Below are 22914 nucleotides of genomic sequence, written 5' to 3'. Positions count from 1 at the left end.
TGACCAATGGCTCAAGACATGTTTCTTAAGCTCGACGACGTCAAGGGTGAGGCGCAAGACAAGGAGCACAAAGAAGAGATCGATGTGCTGGCCTGGTCTTGGGGCATGTCTCAATCCGGCACCATGCATACGGGTGGCGGCGGTGGTGGCGGCAAGGTCTCGGTACAGGACCTGTCGGTGACCAAGTGGATCGATAAGTCCTCATCCGTCATTTACGACTACTGCACGCGCGGGAAGCAATTCGACGAGGCGAAGCTCACGGTGCGCAAGGCGGGGGGGGACGCGCCCCTGGAGTATCTGGTCATCACGATGAAAAAGGTCATCGTCACCTCGGTCAGTACCGGCGGCTCGGGGGGCGAGGATCGGCTCACCGAGAACCTGAGCCTGAATTTTGCCGAGTTCAAGACGGCCTACCAGCCCCAGAAACCCGATGGGAGCGCTGATGGTGGCGCCATCGAGTTCGGTTTTGACATCGCGGGCAACGCGAAGGTCTGATCAGAGAGGCATTTGCCCGATCCTGAGACCGCGCGCGATGGACCGCGCGCGGTTCAACTGGAACCATCTGAGCAACGGGGAGGGTGGCCGATGCGCGCGGAAGATGCCTTGCACCAAGGCGATCTGGACGAGTCACTGCGCCAGCTCCAGGAGCTGGTACGCCGCGAGCCGGCCAACGCCAAATATCGGATCTTTCTGTTTCAGCTCTTGGCGGTGATGGGTCACTGGGGGCGTGCGCTCAATCAGCTCGAGGTCGCCGGAGCGCTGGATGCCGGTGCACTGGCGATGGTGCAGACCTATCGCGAGGCCTTGCACTGCGAGGTGCTGCGCGCCGAGATCTTCGCCGGACAGCGCTCGCCGCTGGTCTTCGGTCAGCCCGAGGAATGGCTCGCGCTCCTCATCGAGGCCCAGCGTCTGGCCGCGCGAGGGGGGGAGGGGACCGCGCAGGCGAGGTCATTGCGCGAGCGTGCCTTGGCGTCCGCCCCGGCCACACCAGGTCGGATCGACGAGACGCCCTTCGACTGGATCATGGACGGTGACGGACGCCTGGGGCCGGTCCTGGAGGCCATCGTCAACGGACGCTATTACTGGGTTCCCTTTAAACATCTTCGTGCGATCGCGATCGACAAGCCCGAGGACTTGCGCGACCTGGTCTGGCTCCCCGCCCATTTCACCTGGGCCAACGGGGGTGAATCCGTGGGTCTGATCCCGACCCGCTATCCGGACTCCGCGCTCGCCATGGACCCGGAGCTGCGCTTGAGCAAACGTACCGAATGGATCGAGCAGCCCGACGGCACCTTCACTGGAGCGGGTCAGCGCATGTTCTTCACCGATCGCGGCGAATATCCCTTGATGGATGTGCGTGCCATCCTGCTGGAGACGGTGGGCGACGAGACCGCGGCCGAGCCTCGCGAGGACGCGACCCTTGGCTGATCTGAGACATCGCGAGCGTCTGCAGCCTTCGCTGCTCGACCGTCTGACCGATGATGAGCCAGGCACGCGACGCGAGTCCCAGGCGATGCGCGAGTTTTCCTTGACGCGACTGCGCGAGACTGTGCTGCGCGATCTGGCCTGGCTGCTCAACACCACCAATCTGGCCTCGGCGCAGTCGCTCGATGGCGTTCCCGAGGTCGCCGCTTCGGTGCTCAACTATGGTGTGCCCGAGCTCTCAGGCCGAACCCTGTCCGGGACCGACGGCCCGGCCCTCGAGCGCGCGCTGCGTCAGTGCATCGCGGCCTTCGAGCCACGCATCCTGCCCCAGACACTCAGGGTTCGGCTCGAGGTCAACGAGGACCAGATGAGCCACAACACCATGACCTTTCTGATCGAGGGCGACCTCTGGGCGCAGCCCACGCCGCTGCGTCTCTATCTCAAGACCGAGATCGATCTCGATCTCGGCGATGTCAAGATCAGTCCACAGGTCGGCTAGAGACACCCCCGATGGATCCTCGTCTGCTCGACTACTACAACCGCGAGCTGCGCTTCATGCGCGAGATGGGCAGCGAGTTTGCCGGCGAATTCCCCAAGATCGCCGCCCGCTTGGGATTGGAGAGCTTCGAGTGCGCTGACCCCTATGTCGAGCGTCTGCTCGAGGGTTTCGCCTTCCTGGCGGCGCGGGTGCAGCTGAAGATCGACGCCGAGTTTCCGGCCTTCACTCAGCATCTCCTGGAGATGGTCTATCCGCACTATCTGGCGCCCACGCCCTCGATGGCGGTGGTCGAGCTGCAGCCCGATCTGGGCGAGGGCGCGCTGGCGGAGGGTGTCGATCTGCCGCGGGGGACTGTCCTGCGCGGGACGCTCGGCCGCCAGGCCCAGACCCCCTGCGAGTATCGGACCGCGCACGCGGTGCGACTGTGGCCGATGGAGATCAGCGAGGCCGAGTATTTCAGCCATACCGGGCCGGTGGCACGCGCCGATCTCGGGATCCTGCAGCGCAGCAAGGCCGGGATCCGGCTGCGTCTGCGCACCACCGCCGAGCTGAGCTTCGACCAGCTCGCCCCCGGGGATCCCGAGCGTTTCAGACTGGTGCTGTTCCTCCAAGGCGCGGATCAGCTGCCATTCGAGCTGCATGCCAGGCTGCTGGGCGATCTCGTCGGGGTCCTGGTCCAGCCGACGGCACGCCCGGTGCCCTGGATCGAGACCCTCCCGGCAGACGCGGTCAAGCCGCTCGGTTTCGACGATGAGGAGTCACTGCTGCCCTACAGCCCGCCTTCGTTCCAGGGTTATCGCAACATCCACGAGTATTTCGCCTTTCCGCAGCGTTTCCTGTTCGTCGCCATCGAGGGTCTGGGGCCGGTGCTGCGTCGTCTGAATCACCGCGAGGTTGATCTGATCCTGCTCCTCGGTCAGGCCGTGCCCGTCCTGGAGCGGGCCTTGAGTGCCGCGAATTTCGCGCTGCACTGCACGCCGGCCATCAATCTCTTCCCCAAGCGCTTCGATCGCATCCACCTCGGTGGTGGGGGCCCCGAGTATCATCTGCTCCCCGACCGGACCCGTCCGCTGGATTTCGAGGTCTATCGGGTGGACGCCGTCACGGGTTACGGGGCCGGCATGGCCGATGCGCGCGAATTCCACCCCTTCTATGCGCCGTCGGATCAGCTCGACGCCGGGGGGCAAAGGCCAGCCTATTACAGTGTCCACCGTCTGCCGCGACGTCTGTCCTCACGCCAACGCCAGCGCGGTCCACGCTCCAGCTATGTCGGCAGCGAAGTCTTCCTCAATCTGGTCGACACGGGCGCGACGCCTTGGTCGGCCGAGCTGCGCCAGCTCGGTGTGACCGGACTCTGCACCAATCGTGATCTGCCGCTCCATCTGCCGGTCGGGGTCGGCAAGACCGATTTCACCCTGGAGTCCGGGGCGCCGGTCCGGGCGGTGCGGGTGCGCGGCGGGCCGACGCCGCCCCATCCATCCCATGCCCAGGGCGACACCGCATGGCGGATCATCAGCCATCTTTCGCTCAACTATCTATCGATCGCCGACAGCGATGGCGGCACGGGCGCCGCGGCCTTGCGCAGCCTCTTGGCACTCTATTGCGACCTGACCGACAGCGATCAGCGCAAGCAGCTGGATGGTCTGCGTCGGGTCGCCTCGCGTCCCATCGTCCGACGACTGCCCGGTGCGCGACCGATCGCTTATGTCCGGGGCCTGGAGATCACCCTGGGGTGTGACGAGACCGCCTTCGAAGGGACCGGGGCCTTCCTGCTCGGGGCCGTGCTCGCCCGCTTCTTTGCCCGGTATTGCACGCTGAACAGCTTCACCGAGACCCGGCTCGAGACCAGCCGTGGTGAGAGCATGCGATGGCCAGCGAGCATCGGTCGCCGTCCGGCGCTGTGAGGGCCGAGTCGTCCTCGAAGGTCCGTGACGAGGATCCTCGCCGCGCGCTCGAGACCCTGCTGACCTCGCTTGCCGCAGCCCCCTGGAATGCGAGCTTTTTGCACACCTTGCGCCAGCTCGATTGCCACCAGCCCGAGCGACCACGCATGGGTGCTACGGCGCGGCCAGCCGAGGATCCGGTGCGGCTAGGTCAGCGACCGTCGCTGCGCTTCGCCCCAGTGGAACTCGCCGCGCTCGAGCGCCCGGTGGGCGGGCGACCGCCGCGTCTGTTGGTCTATTTTCTCGGCCTCCTCGGGCCCAATGGACCGCTGCCGCTGCATCTGACCGAATACGCGCGTGATCGTCTGCGCAATCACGATGACCCGAGCCTCGCGCGCTTCCTGGATCTCTTCAATCACCGCATGCTGGGGCTGCTCTACCGCGCCTGGGCCCAGGCGCAGCCCGCGGTCAGCTTCGATCGGCCGGAGCAGGACCGTTTCGGGGTCTATCTCGGCAGTCTGAGCGGCATCGGCATGCCCGCCTTTCTGGGCAGGGATGCTATGCCCGACCTAGCCAAGCTGCACTTCACCGGCCATCTCGCCTGCCCGACGCATCATCCGGATGGGCTGCGGGCCATCCTGACCGGACTGCTCCGACTGCCGGTCCGGATCGAAGAATTCGTCGGCGGCTGGCTGACCCTGCCGGAAGACTGTCGCTTGCGCTTGGGCGAGAGTCCAGCGACCGGTGCCCTTGGTCTGACCACGACCCTCGGCGGGCGAGTCTGGGATCACCAGTCACGCTTTCGGGTGCGCATCGGCCCGGTGAGACTCGCCGATTATCTCAGCCTGCTGCCGGGACAGCCGCTCCTGGAGCAGGTGAAGGCGGCGGTGCGCAACCATGTCGGGGATGCGCTCGCCTGGGATCTGAATCCGGTTCTGGCGGAGTCCGAGGTGCCGCCACTGCGCCTGGGTGGCGGCCCGCGCTTGGGCTGGAGCACCTGGCTGGCGAGTGACCGGCTGGGACGGGATGGTGACGACCTCGAGCTGGACCCGAGCCGGACCCGATCCGAGCATCCGCTTCGCCAAGCGGCGGTTTGGACCCCACCTGACGGACCCTCATCCGTGGTGTGCACGCCCGACCTCCAGGGGCCGGCCAGTCCCGCGCCTCCAATCAACAGCATCGCCAAGGGGACGATCCCATGACCGAGATCAGCCGCGCCGCACTGTTCGGCAAGCTTAACCCGCTCGCCTACAAGGCGATCGAGAGCGCCACCGTCTTCTGCAAGATGCGCGGCAATCCCTATGTCGAGCTGGTGCACTGGCTCAATCAGATCCTGCAGACTCAGGACTCGGACCTGCATCGCATCATCCGACGCTTCGGTCTGGACCCGGCGGGTCTGGCACGCGATCTCACCGAGGCGCTCGACCGTCTGCCGCGCGGCTCGCGCTCCATCTCGGACCTCTCGGCCGACGTGGAGGAGGCGACCGAGCGTGCTTGGACCTATGCGAGTCTGCTCTTCGGCGAGTCGCAGGTGCGCACCGGCTATCTGCTGGTGGGCATCCTCAAGACCCGCGGTCTGCGCAACGCCCTGCTCGGGATCTCGCGCCAGTTCGAGAAGATCCAGACCGATGCACTGACCGAGGGTTTCGGCGAGATCTGCGCGGGCTCGCCCGAGGAGCGCATGATGGCGAGCGATGGCTTCCAACTCGGTGCTGGGGCGGCCCCGGGGGAGGCGAGCGCGGCCATGGCCCCGGCCCAGCTGGGCAAGCAACAGGCGTTGCGACAGTTCTCGGTGGACCTGACCGAGCGCGCCGCCAAGGGTGAGCTCGATCCGATCGTCGGGCGTGACGAGGAGATCCGCCAGCTGATCGACATTTTGATGCGTCGCCGGCAGAACAATCCCATCCTGACCGGCGAGGCCGGGGTCGGCAAGACCGCGGTGGTCGAGGGCTTTGCCCAGCGCATCGCCGCCGGTGACGTCCCGCCACCCTTGCGGGGCGTCAGCCTGCGCACCTTGGACGTGGGTCTGCTCCAGGCCGGCGCCAGCATGAAGGGCGAGTTCGAGAACCGGCTGCGTCAGGTGATCGAGGAGGTCCAGGCCTCGCCCAAGCCGATCATCCTCTTCATCGACGAGGCCCACACCCTGATCGGCGCGGGTGGTGCCGCGGGCACCGGCGACGCGGCCAACCTGCTCAAGCCCGCGCTCGCCCGCGGCACCCTGCGCACGGTCGCGGCCACCACCTGGAGCGAGTACAAGAAGTATATCGAGAAGGATCCAGCGCTCACACGTCGCTTCCAGGTGGTCCAGGTGGACGAGCCGAGCGAGGAGAAGGCGATCCTCATGGTGCGCGGCATTGCCTCGACCCTGGAGAAGCATCACCGGGTCCAGCTGCTCGACGAGGGACAGGAGGCGGCGGTGCGTCTGTCGCATCGTTATATCCCGGCGCGTCAGCTCCCGGACAAGGCGGTCAGCCTGCTCGATACCGCCTGCGCCCGGGTCGCGATCAGCCAGTCCGCCGAGCCCGCCGAGGTCGAGGACTCGCGACGTCGGATCGAGGGCCTGACGACCGAGCTGGCCATCATCGAGCGCGAGCGCGCGGTGGGGGTCGAGACCCGCGAGCGCGAGCGCTCGGCCGGCGAGCGCTTGGCCACCGAACAGGCACGCTTGGCCGAGCTCAAGGCGCGCTGGGAGTCCGAGAAGGCACTGGTCCAGCAGATTCTGGAGCTGCGGGCGCGACTGCGCGCTCAGCAGACCCCGGTCGAGGGAACCGGGAGTCCTCTGGAGCAGGCCGCCGAGGCCATCGCTGCCGCGCCCGAGTCGGCCGTGCCCGAGCCGGCGAGCGGCACAGGCGCGGATCCAAGCACCGACCCGGCCGCGATGGACACGCGCGAGCGCGCCGAGGCACTGGCCAGTCTGCGCGCCCTGCAAGGAGAGCTGCAGACCCTCCAAGGCGAGCGTCCGCTGATCCTGCCGAGCGTCGATGCCCAGGCGGTCGCCTCGGTGGTCGCCGACTGGACCGGCATCCCGGTCGGGCGCATGGTCAAGAACGAGATCCAGGCCGTCCTCGAGCTGGCCGAGACGCTCAACAAGCGGGTCATCGGTCAGCGTCATGCCCTGGAGATGATCGCCGCGCGCATCCAGACCTCGCGTGCCCGGCTCGATAATCCCAATAAGCCGATCGGCGTCTTCCTACTGGCCGGCCCGTCCGGCGTGGGTAAGACCGAGACCGGCCTGGCGCTAGGCGAGGCACTCTATGGCGGTGAGCAGAATATCATCACCATCAACATGAGCGAGTTCCAGGAGGCCCATACCGTCTCCACACTCAAGGGCGCGCCGCCGGGCTATGTCGGCTATGGCGAGGGCGGACTGCTCACCGAGGCGGTGCGGCGCAAGCCCTATAGCGTGGTGCTGCTCGACGAGGTCGAGAAGGCACATCCCGACGTGCACGAGATCTTCTTCCAGGTCTTCGACAAGGGCTGGATGGAGGATGCCGAGGGTCGCTATATCGATTTCCACAATACCGTGATCCTGCTCACCACCAACGTGGGCACCGATCTCATCATGAGTCTCTGCAAGGACCCTGAGCTGCTGCCTGATGTCGAGGGCCTGGCGCAGGCACTGCGGGCGCCACTGCTGAAGACCTTCCCGCCCGCGCTCCTGGGGCGCGTCGTGACCATTCCTTATTACCCACTGAGCGACGAGATCCTGGGTCTGATCATCCGTCTCCAGCTCGAGCGCATCGTGCGGCGGATCGCCGAGAATCATCGTGCAACCCTGACCTATGAGGAGTCGGTCGTGGAGTTGATCGCCAAGCGCTGTGCCGAGGTCGAGAGCGGGGCGCGGGTGGTGGATGCGATCCTGACCAATACGGTGCTGCCGGCGATCAGTCGCGCATTCTTGAGTCGGACCATGGAGGGCAAGACGATCGAGCGGGTCTCGATCGGGGTTGCTGATGAGGGCTTCAGCTACGGATTCGAGGAGACTTGAGCCTTTCTTCGGTCTTGAATTCAGCCTGTAGATGGGCAAAGCCCGCACGATACGCTCGCAGACGAACCACCGCGGTGGGCGGGCGTGCCCATCTTCCAAGCGCCGGCGCGGGCTGGATGGGCACGCCCGCCTACTGTCGCCGGTGACCATCGGACACGTCGCGCTGGCTTTGCCCATCCGACGGGCTCTGCGCATTAGATGATAAAGGGTCCGGTCGGACCTGCGAGGCCGCAAATGACTAAGATCACCTTTCCGGTTGGCATGGGCGCGAAGAGTAAGAATCTTGCGTCAGACGTGACCATCATTCAAGATCTATTGAACCGCATCGATCCTGCGCTCGGTGGGCCCAATGTGCCCCTCAAGATCGACGGTATTTGTGGACCCAAGACACAAGGCGCGATTCAGTCCTTCCAGTTGAAGCATTTTGGCTGGTCGGGGGCGGATGGTCGTGTCGATCCCGGCGGTCGGACACTCGCTAAGATGGAAGAAGTCGCAAAACCGGTGGGACCGGTGCTGGTCGGCGCGGTCGAGGTCTTTCAAGCCGGGAATAAGACCTTCGTGGATAACGCCTATACCGATTTCTTTTTTCGCTTCAAGAGCCAGACTAGGTCGCATTCCGTTCTCTATTATTTCTCACCCAGCCCGGGTGGCGTGCCACTCTACCCACCCAGCCTTTTCAACTTGAAGGGTGATCTGTTTGCCCTGGAGCCGCCTCAAGGCATTCACGAGCTTGGCGGGACTGCGATCTATACGACCAGATATCAAGGTCCACAGCCCCTGTCCTCGAGTCTCATGATCACTGGTATCTATGGGACTCGGGTCGTGACGATACCGACGCATCTGCCTAGGGGATGGGCAAACCGATATCACGGTTACGACGCCCTGTTTGGACGCAATACTGATCCAGACAAAGAAGAGATCCGCGGAGTCTTGGTCCTTCATCAGTGATTGCACTCACCTCCAACATGACTGATAAGCCAGATCAAGCCGCATTGTCGATCGATGAGGCCATGCAGTTGGCGACCGAGCTGCATCGCGCCGGTCATCGGGAGGATGCCTTCAGGATCTATACCCGTGTGCTCGAGCAGGTGCCGGGTCATGCCGACGCGCTCCATTTCCTCGCCATCTTGGCCCATGAGCAGGGCAACGAGTCAGCGGCGATCGAGCTCATGACCCAAGCGGTTGCGGCGGCGCCGGACCACGCCGGATTCCGGAGCAATCTCGGGAACCTGCTGCTCGGCAGCGGTCGCTTCGAGGGTGCCGAGCGTGAATATCGCCGTGCCCTCGAGCTCGATCCGGACCGCCCCGATGTGCTCAACAACCATGCCGTCCTTTGCAAGGCACTCGGCCGTGACGACGAGGCCGAACACAGCCTCTTGCGCGCGCTCGCGCTCGCCGAGGGTTTCACCGATGCACGCAATAATCTGGCGCGCCTCTACCTGCGCCTCGGACGCATCGAGGAAGCCGTCGCGCAGGCCCGGCAGGCGTTGGCCCATGCGCCGGGCCATAGCGCCTCGCGCGAGATGCTTGGAAAAGTCTATTGCAAGGCCGGACACTTTGAAGCGGCGGCGCGCGTCTATCGGGATTGGCTGGCCGCTGAGCCCGGTCACCCCAAGGCGACCCACCATCTAGCCGCCTGCACCGGCGAGGGGGTTCCGCCGCGTGCCTCAGACGAGTATGTCCGGCAGGTCTTCGATCGATTCGCCGACAGCTTCGATGCTCGGCTGGCGGTCCTGGGCTATCGGGCGCCCGCGTTGGTGGCCGCGGCGGTGACGGCCGAGCCGAGTCTGTCCGCGGGCGGTTTGAGGATCCTGGATGCCGGTTGCGGGACCGGCCTGTGTGCACCCTTGCTCAAGCCCTTTGCTGGCCGGCTGACCGGGGTGGACCTCTCGGCGCGGATGCTGGCTAAGGCCCGTCAGCGTGGACTCTATGATGTGCTGGAGCAGATCGAGCTGACCGCGCATCTGCGAGCGAGGACCGCGGACTATGAACTGATCGTGTCGGCCGATACGCTGGTCTATTTCGGTGTGCTCGAGGAGCCGGTCGGCGCGGCCGCGGCCGCACTCTCGGTTGGTGGTCTGCTATGCTTCACCTTGGAGGCGCTCGGGGCGGATGAGTCCGGCGACTATCATTTGCGCCATCACGGCCGCTATGCCCATGCGCGTGCTTATCTGGAGTCCGTGCTCGGCAGGGCCGGTCTGATCCTGCTCAGGCTGGACGCCGAGATCCTGCGCTCCGAGGGCGGCGAGCCGGTGGCGGGTTGGCTGGTGCTTGCCCGGCGTCCGGCCATCCGTGCATGAGCGCGCTGCAATCGTGTCAGGCGGCCATGCTCCGCGGCGCTCAGTCCGACAGAGCGACCAGCAGCCAGTGTCGTGGGTGATCATCCAGGATAGTCGGATGGAGAGATGATATGGCTAAAGCACTGATCATTGATGATCAATATGGGAAACTTGCACTAAAATACTATAGTCGCTTCCCAGAGGAGCCGTGCTTTGTCGATGTCACGGCACGGGTGGATGAGCCGGAATTGATCCCTCGAACCAGTCTCGACACGCTGCTGAAAGCAATCCTGAAATCGTGGAGCAACAAATCATTCCCTGGCCCGGATTTATTATTGGTTAGTCACGGAAACATCAGTGGTTTGACAATGAGACTGTTGCCAAATCATCAGACCGATTCTCGCACCGATGTGCTCGAGACGCTGCTAAGTCATGAGTCGGACGTCCAGCAGGCCACACGTTTAAATCTGACAGTCCAACAGGTCAAAGATCTGGTCGACCAGATTCAACGGGTCCAAGCACTCGGGATCGGTCATGTGATGTTCCGCGGCTGTACGCTAGGTGCAGCGAACGACAATTTGGGTGCCTTACGTAAGCTACTCGGGGCTAAATCCATCAGTGGGCCTAAGGTACTATCAACCTATGGCGTGGTATCAACAGTAGGCATTCTCAGGACGAAGACATTCGATCGATACATTGCGCAGCGGAGCGCGGCGCATGTATCGACGTTTCCTGAAGGCCGGTGTGCTTTTGTTCGCGTTCCAGGCAAAGGACATCAAGATACAGTCGTGATCAATGTCGAAAGAACCGGGACGTCCGATACCCGTCAGGTGATCATTCGGCAATGGCTTGCCACGTTCATGAGCAATATGACACCAAGCCTATTTCAACCTTGGATGTTAATCGATCTTCCAGTGCATTATCTGCGGACGACGCCACCGATTCTACCGCTTGATAAGAATTATATTGTACATATTCCTCGAATGTAGCAAGCATGTGCCAGTCAACAAGAGCTCAGCGGCTAACCGCTAGAGGTCTGAGTGACTCGTCGATCCGTCATGCTTCGGTCAACGACTCACCGTGAAGAGAGGGCTATCTCATGCTCGCAAGTCAGTCGAATCGCTCGATTGGGGTCGATACGGTGCTGGGTCCGGATGTGCTGGTGCTCGCCGCGGTGAAGGCGACCGAGCGGCTGAGTCAGCCCTTCGAATACGATCTGGAGCTGCTCAGCGAGCGCATCGATGTCAGCGCCAGTGAGCTGCTCGGCACGCCGGCGACGGTCTCACTCCAGCTCGTATCCGGTGAGCGGCGTTATTTCAACGGCTATATCAGGAGCTTCTCACAGGTCGGCTTCGAGGGGACCTTTGCGCGCTATCGCGCCAATCTGGCGCCCTGGCTGTGGTTCCTGTCGCGCACCGCCGACTGTCGGATCTTCCAAGAGCAGAACGTGCCCGACATCGTGAAGTCGATCTTCCGAGAGCATGGCTTCAGCGATTTCGAAGAGCGTCTCTCCGCAAGCTATCGACAGTGGACCTACTGCGTCCAATATCGCGAGACCGATCTGAATTTCATCCAGCGTCTGCTCGAGCACGAGGGCATCTATTACTTCCACGAGCATCAAGACGGCAAGCACACACTGGTGCTCGCCGATAGCTACAGCGCCCACTCGCCCGCGCCGGGCTACGAGGAGGTCGTCTTCTATCCGCCCGGTCAAGAGCCCGTGCCCGAACTCGAGCGCATCGATGAGTGGAGCGTGTCGCACGAGGTCCGCTCGGGGGTCTTCGCTCACACGGCCTTCGATTTCACCGTCCCGCGCAAGGATCTGCTCGCGCGTCGCAGCGCGCCGAAGGACCATGCGCTGGCCGAGGAAGAGGTCTTCGACTTCCAGAACGACTATACGGACAGCTCAGAGGGCGACGGCTATGCCCGTATCCGACTCGAAGAGCGTCAGGCCGATCACGAGGTCGCCAGGGCGGCCGGCAATGCGCGCGGCCTGACCTGCGGCGGTCTCTTCACCCTGAAGGAGCATCCGCGCTCCGATCAGAACCGTGAATATCTGATCCTGTCGGCGAGCTATCGGCTGCAGTCCGACGACTACGGTTCGGTCGACGCCGCGCCCGGAGAATGCCCGGTCTATCGCTGTCGCCTGACCGCGATCGACGCTCAGGTCCCTTACCGTCCGCCTTGCCGGACGCCCAAACCCCTGGTACAGGGCCCCCAGACCGCCATCGTCGTCGGCAAATCGGGCGAGGAGATCTGGACGGATCAATATGGCCGGGTAAAGGTGCAGTTCCATTGGGATCGCTACGGCAAGGAGGACGAGAACAGCTCCTGCTGGGTGCGGGTCTCTCATCCCTGGGCGGGCAAGAATTGGGGCGCGGTGGCGCTCCCGAGGATCGGCCAGGAGGTGGTGGTGAGCTTCTTGGAGGGCGATCCGGACCGACCCTTGATCACCGGGCGGGTCTACAACGGTGATTGCATGCCGCCTTATGACCTGCCGGCCAACCAGACCCAGAGCGGCATCAAGAGCCGGAGCAGCAAGGGCGGGGGCGGGTCCAACTTCAACGAGATCCGCATGGAGGACAAGATCGGCGAGGAGGAACTCTTCATCCATGCCGAGCGCAACCAGACCATCGAGGTCGAGGCCGACGAGTCGCACTGGGTGGGGCACGACCGCACCAAGCGGGTCGATAATGACGAGACCACGACGATCGGCAACAATCGCACCGAGTCGGTCAGCGTCGACGAGACCATCGATATCGGTGCCAATCGCACCGAGTCGGTCGGCGCCAACGAGGATATCAGCATCGGCGCCAACCGTACCGAGAGCGTTGGGGCCAACGAGGACATCAGCATCGGCGCCAATCGTACCGAGAGCGTCGGGGCGAACGAGTCGGTCAAGATCGGCGCGAGCCGGACATTAGATGTCGGCGCCTCCGAGACAGTCAAGGTCGGCGCCAGCCGCACCGAGCAGATTGGCGCGAGCCTGACTCAGACCGTCGGTGGGAGTGTCAACCTCAGCTCGGGTGGGCCATTTACGATCAATGCGCTCGGAGGCATGACCATCATTGCCCCGGGAGGAACCAAGATCTTTGACAAGGAGCTTTGGCAGACCGGCGGAACGATCGGCGAAACGTATAGTTTCAAGCTGGCGTTCAACGGAAGTGTCAACGAGGCAACCGCGGTCAAGGCCGAAGTGGTGGGATCCGCCAATTCGGTCGTTCTCGTCAAGTTCGAGAAAGTCGCCGCGGATTTGGGCGCAAAGGATGTGGTTCAACAAAGCATTGCCCTGGAAGCCTTGAGCACGGCCACAGGCATCGAGATGGACACCCTAAAGATCTTTTTGTAACCGGCGAGTCTAACGTGCGCATCGTCAAGCCATTGTCCGCCTCGCTCCTGACGCGTCCATTCGAGCATGGCGGGCGTTTCATGCTCGGCGTCTCGGTCATCCTCTTCTCGACCCTGGGACGCGCGAGCCGGCTTCTGACCGAGCAGGCGCTGTGGCCGTTCTGGGCGACCCGTCCCGAGTCGCAGGGACCCTTGGAGGAGGGTTATCCGCGTCCGCGGGCCGAATATCTGGTCGGCGCGACCGCCTTCACCCGTCCGGATCGGCCGCGGGCCTGTCGGGTGCGCGTGCAAGTCGGCGATCTCGTCAAGGAGCTGGTGGTCTGGGGACCGCGCTTCTGGGAGGGCGAGCGCCCCTCGGTTCCGCTGCCCTTCGAGCGACTGGCGCTCGACTGGACCCAGACCTATGGTGGCGAGGATTTTCCCGCCAACCCGATCGGCATGGGGCGGCGCGACAGCGAGATCGAGGGCACCCGCCTGCGTCTGCTCCCGCGGGTCGAATCTCCCGACCGGCCCCTGACCAGCCCGAGCGGTGTCGGTCTCCCGGCCGGTTTCGGACCTCTGGATCAGACCTGGGCGACCCGGGCCGCCAAGCGCGGGACCTATGATCAGGCCTGGCTGGAGCAGGATTATCCGGGGCTGGCCCGGGATCTAGACGGGAGCTTTTTCAATCTGGCCCCGGAGGACCAGCAGCAGGCCAAGCCTTTCCGAGGGGACGAGGTCTATAGACTCGACCTCATGCACCCTGAGCTCGATCGGATCGAGGGTGTCCTGCCCGGGCTGGCCACGCGGGTCTTCGCCACGAGACGCACGGCGGCTGGCGAGACCTTCGAGGAGCTTGCCATGTCGCTCAAGACGCTCTGGTTTTTCCCGGAGGAAGAGCGTCTGATCCAGATCTTTCAAGGCTGGATGCGTATCGCCGAGGATGATGCCGCGGATGTTCAGACCCTCCTTGCCGCCGTCGAGCGGCTTGGCGAGACACGTCCGCCCGAACATTATCGTGCCGTGCAGGAGCGTCGACGCGATCCGGACCAGGGTGCGTTGGAGTCGCTGCGCGAGTCCGACCTGATGCCGGCGGATCTCGCGGTGTCGCTCTTTGATCCGCCGGACCAGCCGAGCCTGGCCTATGAGCGCGCCATGCGCCGCGCCGCGCGCGAGCGTGCCGAGGCACGGGCACTGGTCGCTGCCCATGGTCTGGACCCGGACGAGCATGGTCCCCCGGCCGAGTTCCCCGAGCCGCCGCGGATTCGCACCCTCGATGATCTGATCGAGGTGCGCAAACGCATGGAGGCCGAGTCGGCCGCGCTCCCCGCACGCCTGGAGCAAGAGAAGCGCCGCGCCCTGGACGGGGTCCGCGCGGTTGCGGCCCGCGAAGGCGTGGACATGCAGCTCATCGAGCGCGAGATGAGCGGCGAGCTGACACGGGGACCGCCGCGGCCGCGCGCCGAGCCCTTGATCGCCGACCTGACCCGCTTGGCCGAGGAGGGGCGCGGGCAGGGCTCTGACGTGGCCGAGCTGGAGCAGATGCTGGCCGATCCGGACGTGCTGGCGCGTTGGCGCGAGGGTGATCGCCAACAGCTCGCGGCCTACCAGTCGACCGGGCATCACCAAGGACCGCCCGAGCCGCTTCCCGAATCCGCCCGGGCCGAGCTGCGAGCGCGCGTCCAGGCCGAGTTCGCGCGCGGTGGCTCGCTCGCGGGCTGGGACCTGACCCGGGCCGATCTGAGTCGAATGGACCTGCGCGGTGCCGATCTGACCGGTGCGCTCCTGGAGGCGGCCGATCTCAGCGGTGCGCTTCTCGATCGCGCCAAGCTGAGCCGGGCCATGCTGGCCCATGCCCGGCTGATCGGCACCCGTCTGATGGACGCGGATCTGCGCGAATGCAACCTGGGCGCCGCCCAGATCGCGCGCGCCGATCTGAGCGGAGCGGATCTCGGCGAGGCCATCCTGGAGCTCGCCCGATTGAGCAGCTCCAGCCTGCACGGCGCCCGGATCGAGGGTCTGCGTCTGACCGGTGCCGAGATCGTCGCGGTCGATTTCTCCGCAACCCATGCCGAATCGACTGTGCTCTGGCGCGAGACCGACCTGCGGGGCTGTTGCTTCGCCGGGATCCGCTATGCCCAGGCGGTCTTCCAGGATTGCGACCTCGACGAGACCGATTTCAGCGGTGCCGCCATCACCAAGGGGGCCTTCGTCGGGATCCGGGCCAAGGGCATCCGTTTTCGGGATCTGAGCCTGGGGACCGGCTGTTTCGCCTTGGCTTGCCGGCTTGATGGGGCCGATTTCAGCGGCGCCCGTCTGAGCGAGGTCTCCTTTCGCGAGGCCACACTGCGTGGCGCGGATTTCTCGCGGGCCGAGCTGCGCGGCTGCGACTTCAGCAGCTGCGACCTGCGCGAGTCGCGCTTCTATGCCGCCGATGCGCGTGGGATCCGGCTGGTGCGGGCGGATCTCGGCGGTGCCGATCTGGGGAGCTGCAATCTGGCCGGGGCGGTCCTGCAACATGCGCGGCTCGATCACACCGAGCTGTCCGATGCCAATCTGCACGAGGCCGATCTGGCGCGGGTGCGGGTCGGCCCCGGGGTGCGGTTCGATGGTGCGATCTTCACCCGTGCCCGGACACGCCCGCGCCATCGTCCGCCCGAGCGCCCGAGTTGATGGCCGAGATGGACCGCGCGACCATCGAGCGTCTGGCCCAGGATGCCGATCTCCTGAGCGGTGCGACACTGCGCGGGCTCGATCTGCGCGGCGCGGATCTGGCGGCGTTGCGGCTCGACTGCTGCGTGCTCGATGGGGTCGATCTCGGCGGTGCCGACCTGACCGACTGTCAATTCACCAACTGCAGTCTGATCGGCTGTGGATTCGCCGCCGCCCGTCTCGCGGACACCCTGTTCCATGCCACGGAGCTGCGGACAGTCTCCTTTGCCGAGGCGAGCATCGAGAATGCTAACTGGCATGAATGCCGTTTGGAGTCCGTGATCTTCGACCGGGTGAGGCTGAATCGGGCCGTGTTCAGCGGGAGTCGGCTCGCCGAGATCGGCTTTCGCGGGTCCCGGCTCGAGCAGCTCGTCATGGCCAATCCGAGCTGTGGTCGGCTGGATTTCACCGGTGCCCATCTGGAGCGAAGTGTCCTGCTCGATTGCGATCTGCGACAGGCCGATTTCACCGGGGCGAGCTTCGTCACCCTGGTCTTCAACAAGAGCAACCTGGCCGGACAGCGCTTCGCCGGTCAGGACTTCGATGTCGTCCAATTCAGCGAGGCCGATCTGACCGGCTGTGATTTCAGCCATGCCCGGATTCGGCAAGGCAATTTCACCGCGGCGCGGCTCCAGGGGGCAGGCTTCGGCGGGACCCTGGCGAGGGGCGCGATCTTTCTGCAGGCCGATCTGGAAGGGGCTGATTTCAGTAGAGCTGATCTGACCCAGGCGATCTGGCAGGGCGCTCGGGCCGCGGGTGCCTCTTTCTTGCGTGCCAATCTCTATCAGGGGAATTTTCTGTCGGCGGATCTCGACAAGACCGATCTGCGTGGCGCCGACCTGACCTATGCCGACCTTTCGCATGCCAATCTCGAAGGGGCCGATCTGACCGGGGCGACACTCTTTCGCGCCAAGCTGCACCGGGTGCGCGACCGCGATGCGCGCTTCACCGACCGCGCGCGCGCGCTTGGGGACGACCCTGAGCAACTCGCCGCCGAGGCTTGGCGCCCGCGGCCCCGTCCCGACTCGGATGACTGATGGCCATGCGTCATGCAGCCCGAACAACCCTACCAGCCGAGTCCGGGTCTCCGCGCCGGACCTATGACCAGAGGAGAAGCCCATGGATGCCTTGAGACCCGATCAGCCGAGCGCGCTGCGTCCCCAGCCCATGCACCTGGAGGGCGAGGTGCTCTCGGTGGAGGAGGGCGCAACCTGCACCATTCAGACCGCGACCGGTGTCCTGCGGGCGCGGCGTGCAGTCAGCTGTCTGGTCTGGCCGGAGGTCGGCGACCGCGTCTTGGTCGCTCAGCGACTCAATGACGAGACCTTCCTGATCGCCATCCTGGAGCGTCGCGCGGCCGTGCCGCTGCGTCTGGTCCTGCCCGGCGAGACCAGGGTCGAGGTCGCCGAGGGGGCGGGTCTGAGCCTGCGAGTCGAAGGACCACTCGCGCTCGGCTCGGACTCTCGACTGAGCGCCGAGAGCCCTAAGGTCTCGGTCAGGGCCGAGCGTCTGACCCTGGTCGGTGGGCGGTTCGAGCTGATCGCACGCGAGGCACTGGCCGCCTTGCGCTCCAGTCGATTGATCGGCGATTTGGTCGAGGCGACCGCCAAGCGCTTGAATCTCAGTCTCGATCAGTCCCGGCGCAGGGTCCGGGATCTGGATCAGGTCCATGCCGGCTCGGTCGAGATCCGCGCCGAGCAGGTCGCGCGACTGCATGCTGACACCCTGCTCGCCGATGCGCGTCGTCTGGTCAAGATCGACGGCGAGCAGATCCACCTTGGTTAGGAGGCTAGGTTAGGAGGCCCGATCGATGTTTGCCAACGCACAGATGATGGGCACGGATACCGCCTTTCCCGATGTCTGTCTCACCCCCAGCCCGGTGGGTCCGGTGCCCGTTCCTTATCCGAACATCGCCATGGGTCCCATGGCGGTGCCCAATGTCCCCAACATCCTCTTTGCCGCGACGCCCGCTCACAATCTCGGGACCACCATCCCCATGACGAACGGCGACAACGCGGGTCTAGCCACCGGGGTGGCCTCGGGCACCGTGATGGGTCCATCCCGCCATCTGACCGGCGCCTTCTCGGTATTGATCAAGGGGATGCCAGCCAGTCGCATGACCAGCATGTCGCTGCAGAACAATACCAACGCCCCGGGCTGTCGCGTCGTGCCGAGCCAGACTAAGGTCCTGATCCTGGCGCCATAGGTGTTCGGCGATTAGGGTCAAGATACAGAGTTCGGCTGAAAAGCGGGTTAGGGGTCAGTGCGGCCTGGCAAGGCCGCGTGTTCTAGTGGGTGGAAATCCCGCCGGGGTCATCGTGCGCCGCGAGCCCAGTATCGAGCCTTGCGGTGCATCTGGCGACAGGTGCATGGCTGCGTAGACACGAAAGCAGGCGAGGTGCAAAGGTAACGGGTGGAGCCGACCTTGAAGGTGTTGAGCCCCGAAAATTTTGGTCGGGAGTGCCGACGGACTTGACCCTTCGGCAGGCAACAATCCGTGTCGCGTGATGGCGTGTGATGCGGGTACTCCCCAAGGTCCAAGGCCGTGTCGAGCCTGACATTGAGAAGACGCGGTCACCAGGGAGATCCGCGCACTGGTCCGCCGGAGGCGGGCACCCGTGAACAAGTATAGAAAGCGAGAACACGGGCGGCGGATGCGCGGAAGTCGGAGCCATCCAAACGAGTGTCGACGCCCGGTAACGCGGGTCGAGCACAGGGGTGGCGGTTTGAGAGAACGCGAAAGCGACACACGGCCCTACGCCGAGAGGATTCTGCCCGTGACAACCAAACTTGAGCGTTTCACACTGATGGCGCGCGAGCAACTGCGAGAGCGACTTCAGATCAAAGTCTACCTCCTGACCTCCCAAGGTGTTTGCAGAACCAATGCGACGGTGAACAAGGATTCGGAATCCAGGGCGGCGACCTCCGGCGGTTGGCCTGTGGAGATGTGGACGCGTCCTGCGGACCGGCCTGAGTTCTGCGGCCCATATGGACAACCCCGGGACCGCGCCGAGCAATGACCTGCCGGCCGATGACGCGCAGCCGGCGCGGCCCGCCGTTTGCCCACACTTTCGGGCCTCGGGCACAGCAACAGGTTTGACGAGATGTGCTCTAAAGGGCGCGAACCGGCACGGGCAGAGTCACGCCCTGCCCCCGGGAAACGCAACAGAGGCCAAAAGGTCTCCTGCTCCAGTTCGATATTCTGCTTCAGTCCAGCGTGAAGATGTCCGGCGGGGCCGCGGGAAAATGCCCGGCGGGCGCGCCGCAGTGTTCGGCGTCTGGCTCTTCCGCGCAATCCTCGCCGCCTGACTCCAGGTGCTGCACCCTCCACCGCCCCCCGTGTTTGCGCAGGAGTGCGGGTGGGGGAGATGACGCATGGTCAACGCCCTGCAGGAAAACATTGCTGGAAATGTCTGAATGCAGGCTCTTCGAGGAATTCTATCCACTCGCTCAATTCACGCGCTACCGGCGAGAGGTTAGTCATCCTCTGGTCTCCTGTTACACACAGCACGACCTCCCGGTAAACTTCATTTCCGGAGTCGGGCAGGTAACAAACGCTGGTTCGAACACCGGCATCCCTGTAACCGGACTGCGATTCGGAGAGTGCTCCTTGTGACACGGGCTCGAGGAGCAGTAATTTCTGTCGGACCTCCTCGATGGGAAGTGTTCTCAGCAGGGTCTTCTGATGATACTTGTCCTCCAACTCCCGACGTGTAGGGGTATCGGCTTTCTGCGGCCTCCAAGGCGTCTCGCGCGCAAAGCTGTAGAGATGGCCCGCGTCATCAAGGACGATGCCTCGATGACGAAACCCCCAGGCATGGTTTTCATGCGACATCTCGCAGTAGATCGCCGGCGGGCTTCCTGGCGCCGCCCCCGCGATTGAAAAAAGGATCATGACACATGCGAAGACCGGACTTGAGCGCCGTCGCCAGGGTGCTACCCGTTTCATTTCACGACCTCCCGATACAGTCCTCGAGGGTCCTGGATGGATCATCGCAGGCGTTGTCGATGCATGTGCCGACGCATCCGCTGGGCTGGCACGTCAGTACCGAACCAACTCGACGCGCCGGTTTTGGCTCCGGCCTTCCTCGGTTTGGTTCGAGGCGACCGGGGCGGCGAAGGAGACGCCAACCGGGAAGAGTCGCGCCTGATCCGCGCCATGGTCTTGAACGAGTTTCGTGACCACGGCCTCGGCGCGTCGCTGGGAGAGGTCGCGGTTGTAGTCGAAGCCGCCGGCGTTGTCAGTGTGGCCGACCACCAGCAGCTTGAGGTGTGCGTCCGAGCGCAGCAGGGTCGCGATCTCGGCCAGGACAACGGAGGAGTCCGGTTTGACTGTCGCTTGGTCGAAGTCGAACAGGATACCGTACAGCGCAATGCGTCCGGTCGCGTCGATCGCGCGCGCCATCTCGGGTGCATCGATGGTCACCATCCGCTGTTCGCGCGGCTTGCCCTCGATCAGGTCGACGACGGTGATGGTGCGTCCGTTCAAGGCCCGGCATGAGTGGCCAGTGTTCAAGACATAGGCGAGAATGGACAGGTGAGCCGGTCCGTCGGGCAAAGCCGCCGCAAGATAGCGCTGATCCTGGATCCGCTCGGTTTGAGCGCAGGCGCCGGTCGACAAGAGCGGATCGACGATCCGCTCGGCGGGGCGCAACACCATGGCCAGGCTCATCTTGCCGCCACCACCGCCGCTGGAGCGTCCGGGATCGCCGCCGCATTCCTCACGTTTGCACTCGAACAATGCGCGTCCCCCCTGGGTCTCGATCTCGTCGCGATAGTTGCGCAACACCTCAAGCGGCGACCGCCCTTCCGGGATCAGGTAGACGAGACGGACCAAGCGACCCTCGAGCTCCAGGGCCTCGGTCGGCGCGAACCAAAGGTTATTGTGCCCATCGCGTCGCTTAGGATCTGGATCGATGCGCAGCGGCGCGATCGGCAGCAGATAATCGTCGAACGCCTTGTCGTCGTATGAGACGATCAAGGAGCCCGCGTAGCGCTTCAAGAAAGCGGGGTCTTGCGATCCGGCGAGATCCGCGTCCGGGATCGCTGCATCTGCGGCGACGTTCAATGCGGACAGGGTCAGGGTCAGTGATATCGCGATCATGCGCAACATGAGACGGACTCCTCGATCTGAGCGCGGTGTGGCTGTTGCGATCCGGGGCAAGGATCGAGACGCCCGCAGCGCTAAGGGTTAAGGCCGGACAGGCCGGTTGCGCGGTAGCATTCAAATTATAGTCGCGTTGAAAGGGTGTGTTGAGCAGTGGCGTATGCAAGCGGTTCAAATCGCGCTATGACGACCGGTGTCGGACGACGAAGCAGTAACACTCGTCAATGGGTAGAAAACGACGAATAGGCCATCCAGCCAAGTAACCTGGGGTCCGTTGAAGCCTTTACCGCAACGGTGTCCGGTTGGCCTAGCCGAGGTGGCCATGAATTGCGCTGCCTGAGCGTCTCATAGGGCCACAGTCGGCGGCGCGGAGTTCTTCACTTGTTTCGCCGTTCCTCGCCGGGGAGCACGGGCAGCCCGGCAGGGCTAAAAAACTCGATAGATCAGAAAAAAGACTTGACAAGAGGCTTTCAATGGGGTCGCGATGGTGTGTTGCAAAACCACCACAAGGCATGACCCCAATGATTCTCGGACGACTCGCAAGTTTGATGCATCGCCTCACCGACAAGACCGTGTTCGCCGAACTGCTTTCCCCCGTCGAGCGGGTACTCGCGCGGATGCGCAGTGCCCAAGGGCTGGGGCGGACTCTGAGCATGAGCGATTTCATCGCCCTCGGGGTGCTGCGCCATCTGCAGGGCATGGGCACCCTGCGCGAGCAGGTGCAGGCGCTGCTGCATCTGGATCCTGCGCCGGGCGCTCGTCCGCCTCTGCCCCGTTCCACCTGGTCGGATGCGCTGTGCTCGGCAGCGCGTCTGGACGTGCTCGAGGAGACGCTGCCGGCGCTGGTGGCGGACGCCGCCGCGCTGCTGCCGGATCGCTTGGCCGACATCCCGGGCCCGGGCACGCGCCCGGTGCGGGCCATCGATGGCACCTACCAAGGCGAGAGCGCGCATTTTCGCCGCCGTACACCCAAGGACGGCGGAGAGGACAACCCCAAGGGCCATGCCCTGTTGAGCTTCTACAATCTGCGCTTGGGGGTCCCCGAGGATGTCCAGGTCGAGACGCGCAATCGCCACGAGACGGCCATCCTGCGCGACTACGACCGATCCCCCCGAGCCCTCACCCGCGAGCGCCATACGCTGTTCCTGGTCGATCGCGCCTTCATCGATGCCCGCTTTTGGGATGCCAAAAAGGCCACGTGCGCGATCACGATCATCACCCGCATGAAGGCGAACCTGCGCATCGACTCCACGGAGGATCTCGGCGTCGCTGCCGACCCCCTCAACGCCGGCGTGCAGCGCGATCTGCGCGTGATGCTCGCCAGCTCTCCCGAGCCTTGGCGCTTGATCACCTACCGCACCCGCCGCGGCCATGTCGTGGAGTTCCTCACCAACGATTTCGACCTGCAACCGGGTGTCGTCGCCTTCCTGTACTCCCGCCGGTGGGAGGAGGAAAAGTGTTTCGACACCTGGAAAAACGACTTCAGCCAGGCCAAGGCGTGGGGCAAGCGCGCCGTGGCCATCGACAACCAGGTGCGCCTGGCCATCGTGACCAGCATCCTGGTGGCGATGATGCTTGCCGACACCCTCGGCGACGACGGGCTCACCGACACCAAAGCGCTGCGCCGACAGGCCCGCCGCCAGGCCAAGCAGCCGGACCAGCCCGACGGCACCGACCGCCCCGATTGGACCGCG

At 64.5% G+C, this 22914-nt stretch carries 16 protein-coding genes; 15 read left to right on the top strand and 1 reads right to left on the bottom strand.

Annotated elements, in window-relative coordinates; all coding sequences use genetic code 11:
• Window positions 1-6: 6 nt before the first annotated feature.
• The 14 genes from B4N44_RS09985 to B4N44_RS09920 all read left to right on the top strand — a co-directional run bounded on the left by B4N44_RS09985 (window position 7) and on the right by B4N44_RS09920 (window position 18319).
• Window positions 7-495 carry an Hcp family type VI secretion system effector gene (locus tag B4N44_RS09985; protein WP_296700154.1) on the top strand — a complete coding sequence of 163 codons (489 nt, stop codon included), beginning with the start codon at window positions 7-9 and terminating at the stop codon, window positions 493-495.
• A gap of 90 nt (window positions 496-585) precedes the next feature.
• Window positions 586-1428 (top strand): type VI secretion system accessory protein TagJ, encoded by an 843-nt coding sequence (locus B4N44_RS09980; RefSeq protein ID WP_296700151.1) that lies wholly within the window; start codon window positions 586-588, stop codon window positions 1426-1428.
• Window positions 1421-1924, top strand: coding sequence for a type VI secretion system baseplate subunit TssE (tssE, locus tag B4N44_RS09975; RefSeq protein ID WP_296700147.1), 504 nt, complete (start codon window positions 1421-1423; stop codon window positions 1922-1924). The genes B4N44_RS09980 and tssE overlap by 8 nt, the downstream gene beginning before the upstream one ends.
• Window positions 1925-1935: 11 nt before the next feature.
• The gene (gene tssF / locus B4N44_RS09970) at window positions 1936-3828 is read left to right on the top strand and encodes a type VI secretion system baseplate subunit TssF (RefSeq protein WP_296700144.1); all 1893 of its coding nucleotides are present in this window, start codon (window positions 1936-1938) and stop codon (window positions 3826-3828) included.
• A complete protein-coding gene (gene tssG, locus B4N44_RS09965; protein WP_296700142.1) occupies window positions 3792-5009 on the top strand; it encodes a type VI secretion system baseplate subunit TssG in 1218 nt (405 codons plus the stop codon). The genes tssF and tssG overlap by 37 nt, the downstream gene beginning before the upstream one ends.
• Window positions 5006-7795, top strand: coding sequence for a type VI secretion system ATPase TssH (gene tssH / locus B4N44_RS09960; RefSeq protein WP_296700138.1), 2790 nt, complete (start codon window positions 5006-5008; stop codon window positions 7793-7795). Before tssG ends, tssH begins: the two co-directional genes overlap by 4 nt.
• 234 nt (window positions 7796-8029) lie before the next feature.
• Window positions 8030-8743, top strand: a complete 714-nt coding sequence (locus tag B4N44_RS09955; protein WP_296700136.1) for a peptidoglycan-binding domain-containing protein — start codon at window positions 8030-8032, stop codon at window positions 8741-8743.
• A 17-nt stretch (window positions 8744-8760) separates the two neighbouring features.
• Window positions 8761-10095 (top strand): tetratricopeptide repeat protein, encoded by a 1335-nt coding sequence (locus tag B4N44_RS09950; RefSeq protein ID WP_296700132.1) that lies wholly within the window; start codon window positions 8761-8763, stop codon window positions 10093-10095.
• Window positions 10096-10205: 110 nt separating this feature from the next.
• Complete coding sequence (locus B4N44_RS09945) at window positions 10206-11063, top strand: hypothetical protein (RefSeq protein WP_296700127.1); 858 nt, start codon at window positions 10206-10208, stop codon at window positions 11061-11063.
• Between the two features lie 110 nt (window positions 11064-11173).
• Window positions 11174-13423, top strand: coding sequence for a type VI secretion system Vgr family protein (locus B4N44_RS09940; protein ID WP_296700125.1), 2250 nt, complete (start codon window positions 11174-11176; stop codon window positions 13421-13423).
• A gap of 14 nt (window positions 13424-13437) precedes the next feature.
• Window positions 13438-16074, top strand: a complete 2637-nt coding sequence (locus B4N44_RS09935; RefSeq protein WP_296700124.1) for a DUF2169 family type VI secretion system accessory protein — start codon at window positions 13438-13440, stop codon at window positions 16072-16074.
• Window positions 16074-17150 carry a pentapeptide repeat-containing protein gene (locus B4N44_RS09930; RefSeq protein ID WP_296700122.1) on the top strand — a complete coding sequence of 359 codons (1077 nt, stop codon included), beginning with the start codon at window positions 16074-16076 and terminating at the stop codon, window positions 17148-17150. The genes B4N44_RS09935 and B4N44_RS09930 overlap by 1 nt, the downstream gene beginning before the upstream one ends.
• Window positions 17151-17232: 82 nt before the next feature.
• Complete coding sequence (locus tag B4N44_RS09925) at window positions 17233-17898, top strand: DUF3540 domain-containing protein (protein ID WP_296700119.1); 666 nt, start codon at window positions 17233-17235, stop codon at window positions 17896-17898.
• A 25-nt stretch (window positions 17899-17923) separates the two neighbouring features.
• Window positions 17924-18319, top strand: a complete 396-nt coding sequence (locus B4N44_RS09920) for a DUF4150 domain-containing protein (RefSeq protein ID WP_296700117.1) — start codon at window positions 17924-17926, stop codon at window positions 18317-18319.
• A gap of 1836 nt (window positions 18320-20155) precedes the next feature.
• Here the strand turns inward: B4N44_RS09920 and B4N44_RS09915 are convergent.
• The gene (locus B4N44_RS09915; RefSeq protein WP_296700113.1) at window positions 20156-21226 is read right to left on the bottom strand and encodes an OmpA family protein; all 1071 of its coding nucleotides are present in this window, start codon (window positions 21224-21226) and stop codon (window positions 20156-20158) included.
• A gap of 542 nt (window positions 21227-21768) precedes the next feature.
• Between B4N44_RS09915 and B4N44_RS09910 the strand changes: the two genes are divergently transcribed.
• Window positions 21769-22914 (top strand): transposase (locus B4N44_RS09910; protein ID WP_296700110.1); only part of this gene is annotated, 1146 nt, incomplete at its 3' end.

The sequence above is a fragment of the Thiocapsa sp. UBA6158 genome (assembly GCF_002423035.1).
Taxonomy (GTDB): domain Bacteria; phylum Pseudomonadota; class Gammaproteobacteria; order Chromatiales; family Chromatiaceae; genus Thiocapsa.
The sequence above is the reverse complement of the archived record's forward strand: the minus strand, read 5'-3'. Positions and strand labels throughout refer to the sequence as shown.

Bases quoted from the DNA above. Each gene is read 5' to 3' on its own strand.
- B4N44_RS09945 (WP_296700127.1), top strand. From the start codon at position 10,206: ATGGCTAAAGCACTGATCATTGATGATCAATATGGGAAACTTGCACTA.
- B4N44_RS09950 (WP_296700132.1), top strand. From the start codon at position 8,761: ATGACTGATAAGCCAGATCAAGCCGCATTGTCGATCGATGAGGCCATG.
- B4N44_RS09930 (WP_296700122.1), top strand. From the start codon at position 16,074: ATGGCCGAGATGGACCGCGCGACCATCGAGCGTCTGGCCCAGGATGCC.
- tssG (WP_296700142.1), top strand. From the start codon at position 3,792: ATGGCCAGCGAGCATCGGTCGCCGTCCGGCGCTGTGAGGGCCGAGTCG.
- B4N44_RS09955 (WP_296700136.1), top strand. From the start codon at position 8,030: ATGACTAAGATCACCTTTCCGGTTGGCATGGGCGCGAAGAGTAAGAAT.
- tssF (WP_296700144.1), top strand. From the start codon at position 1,936: ATGGATCCTCGTCTGCTCGACTACTACAACCGCGAGCTGCGCTTCATG.
- B4N44_RS09925 (WP_296700119.1), top strand. From the start codon at position 17,233: ATGGATGCCTTGAGACCCGATCAGCCGAGCGCGCTGCGTCCCCAGCCC.
- tssH (WP_296700138.1), top strand. From the start codon at position 5,006: ATGACCGAGATCAGCCGCGCCGCACTGTTCGGCAAGCTTAACCCGCTC.
- B4N44_RS09920 (WP_296700117.1), top strand. From the start codon at position 17,924: ATGTTTGCCAACGCACAGATGATGGGCACGGATACCGCCTTTCCCGAT.
- B4N44_RS09915 (WP_296700113.1), bottom strand. From the start codon at position 21,226: ATGTTGCGCATGATCGCGATATCACTGACCCTGACCCTGTCCGCATTG.
- B4N44_RS09985 (WP_296700154.1), top strand. From the start codon at position 7: ATGGCTCAAGACATGTTTCTTAAGCTCGACGACGTCAAGGGTGAGGCG.
- B4N44_RS09940 (WP_296700125.1), top strand. From the start codon at position 11,174: ATGCTCGCAAGTCAGTCGAATCGCTCGATTGGGGTCGATACGGTGCTG.
- B4N44_RS09980 (WP_296700151.1), top strand. From the start codon at position 586: ATGCGCGCGGAAGATGCCTTGCACCAAGGCGATCTGGACGAGTCACTG.